General features: G+C 41.5%; 3 protein-coding genes. All 3 read left to right on the forward strand.

All coding sequences use genetic code 11. The features are described 5' to 3' along the window. Nucleotides 1-221 precede the first annotated feature (221 nt). Nucleotides 222-1,367 carry an exonuclease SbcCD subunit D gene (locus WB217_RS11010; protein ID WP_423993274.1) on the forward strand — a complete coding sequence of 382 codons (1,146 nt, stop codon included), beginning with the start codon at nucleotides 222-224 and terminating at the stop codon, nucleotides 1,365-1,367. After that, a complete protein-coding gene (locus WB217_RS11015; protein ID WP_423993275.1) occupies nucleotides 1,364-4,501 on the forward strand; it encodes an AAA family ATPase in 3,138 nt (1,045 codons plus the stop codon). Before WB217_RS11010 ends, WB217_RS11015 begins: the two co-directional genes overlap by 4 nt. A 78-nt stretch (nucleotides 4,502-4,579) precedes the next feature. After that, nucleotides 4,580-4,762, forward strand: a 183-nt coding sequence (locus WB217_RS11020; protein ID WP_423993276.1) for a DUF3900 domain-containing protein, incomplete at its 3' end; no start/stop codon positions are given.

The raw sequence follows: 4,762 nt of genomic DNA on the forward strand, positions 1-4,762 counted from the left end.
TAAATAGCAATTAGGTAAATTATTAATACGAGTATAGTGAAAAGGAAAATTAAGGTAGATTTTAATGAATGGATTTGATAGAATAAGAACAAATGTTCCTGTTTGTTTCCTGTTTTTTGAATGCACATTAAGAATATGAGTCTGATATAATAGTAGCATTGTAAAAATGAACTTACTTTGACCTACTATATAAAAAATTTTGGATTACAGGGGGGATTGGCATGAAATTTATCCACACTGGCGACTGGCACCTTGGAAAACTTGTTCACGGAATGTATATGACCAATGACCAGCGCGAGGTATTGAATCAATTCGTTGATCTGGTCGCAGAAGAACAGCCGGATGCAGTGGTAATAGCGGGAGATCTTTATGACCGATCAGTACCACCAACGGATGCAGTTGACCTGCTTGATGAAGTACTTTTCAAAATCAATGTTCAGCTGAATACACCAATTGTGGCTATTTCAGGCAACCATGATAGTGCGGAGCGCCTATCATTTGGAAGCTCGTGGTATCGTCACAGTCATTTCTATCTTACAGGGAAATTAACGAATGACTTCAAGCCAGTACATATAAACGGTGTGAACTTTCACCTCGTTCCTTATGCTGAGCCAGGTCTGGTACGCCATTTGCTAAATGATCCTTCGATTCATTCGCATCAGGACGCTATGAAAGCAGTCATTGGAAAAATTGAGGAAAACCTTAATCCGAATGAAGCAAATGTGCTTGTTGGACACGCCTTTGTCCTTGGCGGGAATACCAGTGATTCGGAAAGAACATTATCCGTTGGCGGATCTGGCTGTGTTACACAAGACTTGTTTGATCCTTTTTCTTTCACTGCTTTAGGCCATCTCCATAGTCCCGATGCCATCAAGCATGACAAAATCAAATACTCTGGATCACTGTTAAAATATTCATTTTCAGAAGCGAAGCAGCGGAAGTCGATTTCAATCGTGGAAATGAATGAAAAAGGCGGCTTTGAAATGCGCTACCGCAGCCTGCAGCCTAAGCAGGATATGCGTGAAATCGAGGGCCATCTTGATCAGCTCCTTGATCCATCATTTTATGAAAAAGAGAATACGCACGACTATTTAAAAGTGACTTTGCTTGATGACGGAGCATTGATTGATCCGATGGGGAAGCTGCGCCATGTATTTCCTAATGTTCTGCATCTTGAAAGGAAAATAGAATCGATCGACCAAAAGCACAAGCAGAACTTTACTTCCATCAGGGAAGAGAAGAAATCCGAACTCGAATTGTTCGAGCAATTTTATCAGGAAATGACGACTGCCGATTTCACAGAAGATAAGCGCGGGCTGATGGCTGGCGTGATTGACAAGGTTCTGAAGGAGGAGGGAGTAAAATGAAACCTCTCAAATTAACCATGCAGGCTTTTGGGCCTTATGCAGGGACTGAAACGATTGACTTCAGAGAACTCGAAAACAGGACGATGTTTGTCATTTCAGGGAAAACAGGCTCAGGTAAGACGACCATTTTTGACGGTATAAGTTATGCAATCTACGGCAAAGCAAGTGGTGAGGACAGGAATGGACCCGATTTGCGAAGTCAGTTTGCAATGGATGATTTACTGACAGAAATAAGCCTGGAATTTTCACTCCGCCAAAAAACATACTTGATTACGAGATCACCGCAGCAGGAAAAGAAAAAGAAGAGCGGTGACGGTTTCACCATGTTAGGTGCTAAGGCAGAACTTTACCAGCTTGACGAGAATGGAGAACCCCAGCTGCTGGCATCGAATGTTCGAGAAGTGGATGAAAAAATCAAAGAAATCATGATTATCGACAGCAACCAGTTCCGGCAGATCCTAATGATTCCCCAGGGAGAATTCCGAAAGCTTCTGACTTCAGACAGCAAGGATAAGGAAGTTATCCTGCAAAGGCTTTTCCACACCGAAATTTACAAAAGAGTGGAAGAAAAACTTAAGGAAGAAGCCACTGTTCTTAAGAAATCGGTAGAGGACCAGGTGGAAAAAAGAAACTCGGCCATCCGTGCCATAAAGGCAGTTGAAAATGCTGAGCTAAAAGAATATATAGAGGCCGGCAGTGTGAATGATGTATTGATCATGCCCCTTCTAAGAGAAGAAATAGTAGCAATGGGCTTGAAGCTTGATAAAATGACCCTTGAACGAGCGGAAAGACAAAAGGAACGTGACATGCAGCAACAGCGTTTATTTGAAGCTCAAACGACGATTAAGCAGCTGGAAACACTGGAAGACCTCCGATTGAAAAAAGAAAATTTGGAGGGACAGCAGGAGAGTTTTAAACAGAAGGAAAATGAAGCCGATTTGGCTAAAAAAGCGGCACTGCTTGCAACTCAGGAACAGCTTTGCCATCGTTTAAAGGCTGAATGCGATAGCCTTACGGAACAAGCGGAGCAAATCACCAAAAAAATAAATCTGCTTACTGATCAGCTTGCTCAAGCTGAGAAAGACCATCAAAAACAGCTTGACCGAGAACCAGAACGGAAAGCAGCAGCAGAACAAATGAACAAACTCGAAAATATGAAAGATGACGTACTGGCATTCGCGAGTATTGCAAAGACTGTCGAGGGCTTATCTTTATCTCTTAAAGCTGCTAAGCAAGAGAGAGAGAAGGGTGAATCCACTGTTAAGGCTTCGGAAGAGCGCGTAAAGGTTTTGCAAGCTGAAAAAGAAATGGCAGAAAAGGCACGGCTTTCCTTATTGGAGAATGACCGGAAACTTGAAAAGCTCAGTCATGAACAGGACAAGCTAAAAAAGATTCAAGCTCATAACAATAAAATTGATATCGCAAGTCAGTCACTCGATCAGAAAAAGTCTGCCTATAACTACGCTAATGCCCGTTTCGAGGATGGGAAAGCAACCGTACAAGATTTGGAGCGGAAATGGCTTCATTCTCAGGCGGCTGTACTGGCCGCATCTCTTCATGATGGAGCAGCATGTCCAGTATGTGGCTCTGAGCATCATCCGGAGCCAGCATCGGCAAACGACGGTTTTATTCCGACAGAGGAAGATCTAAAGGCAGCTAGGGAACAGGCATCAAAGCTGGAAAAGGAAAAAAGCTTCGCTGAAAAAGGGTTTATTGAAGCAGAAGCGAACCTTAAATCTTTGTCTACAGCTGGCGAAGAACTGATCGCAGAAATCTTAAAGCTCCGCCCTGATTTCAAAACCGCCGAACTTGCTGATGTGATCTTGCAAATACAAAGTGTTCAAGAGAAGCTTAAAGAAGAACAAAATCAGCTCACAACCAAGGTGAATTCTCTTGAAAAAGTAATATCTGAAATTAAGAGAATTGAAGAAGGCAAAGAGAAAATTCTGCAGCAGTTAAAAACATTAGAAGAAAACTATCATCAGATGGTGATTCAATATACAGAAAAGAAGACGACATTAGAAAGAATGACAGAAATCATACCAGAAGACCTGAGATCAACCGTGGCTTATGAAAAGAAACTAAAAGATGCGATTGAACTGCAACAGCGACTTGAACATCAGCTTGAACAAGCCAGGAAAAATTTTCAGAATGCGAAGGAACAGCTAGGAACTGAGAAGGCTCGAGGAGAAGATGCAGAAAGACGTCTTACAGAAAAGAATGCTGAACTTGTTTCTGAACGAGAAGTATTCAAGAATAAGATGAACGCCCAGGGATTCGATAATTTTCAGCTTTACCATCAAGCGAAAAAAACTGAACAAGATATTCAAAAGCTTGAAATGGATATACGTAATTATCGTGAAGAGCTTCGCTCTGTTTCTGACCGATATACTGAAATGTCAAATATATTACAGGAAGTAAAAAAGCCAGATATCGAAAATCTCCAAAAAGAATTTTTAGTGCTTAATGATAAAATTAAACATGCAGATGAAATCTATCAGGATCTGAATCTGAAAAAGCGTGATAATCAGGCCATTTTGGAAATGGTTGAGTCATTGAATGAGCAGATGAAGGTCCTTGAAGAACGGTACAAGCTTATAGGGCACCTTTATGAAATTTCTAAAGGACAGAACACATACCGTATTACCTTTGAGCGCTTTGTGCTGGCAGCCTTCCTGGATGATATTCTGTCGGAAGCAAATGTTAGGCTTAATAAGATGACAAGTGGACGTTATAGACTTCTGCGTAAAACAGATCGCTCTAAAGGAAACGTCCAAAGCGGCCTTGAGCTTCTTGTGCTGGATGCTTATACCGGTCAGGAACGGCATGTTAAAACACTTTCAGGCGGGGAAAGCTTTAAAGCAGCTTTATCACTGGCACTAGGCCTTGCTGATGTAGTTCAAAACTATGCTGGCGGGGTTTCGCTTGAAACAATGTTCATTGATGAAGGCTTTGGTACTCTTGATCCAGAATCGTTAGACCAGGCAATTGAAGCACTCATCGATATTCAGAGCAGTGGCCGCCTTGTTGGGATCATTTCCCACGTACCGGAACTGAAGGAGCGTATCGATGCACGGCTAGAGGTCATCTCTACCCAAACAGGAAGTAAAACAGAATTTCATTTAATGAACTAATCACAAAAAATACAGCATCACTTAATAGATGATGCTGTATTTTTAACGGAATAAATACTGGCAGCAGGGAGATTGGACATGGAATTTGAAGTACAGAATCTATCATTTTATGTCGTCCAGGTTGAAGGAAAAGGTGACCAGGCTGACAAAAGATATAAACATTTCCAGACATTGAATGAAGAAGAATATGAAAATAGCTCCTTAAAGGATTTCCTTGATGGTGAGTTTGCTAAAATTGTGAAACGGAAGGTTGAACGCCAT

Origin of the sequence: Mesobacillus sp., from assembly GCF_049588175.1 — a bacterium.
Classification (GTDB): domain Bacteria; phylum Bacillota; class Bacilli; order Bacillales; family Cytobacillaceae; genus Mesobacillus.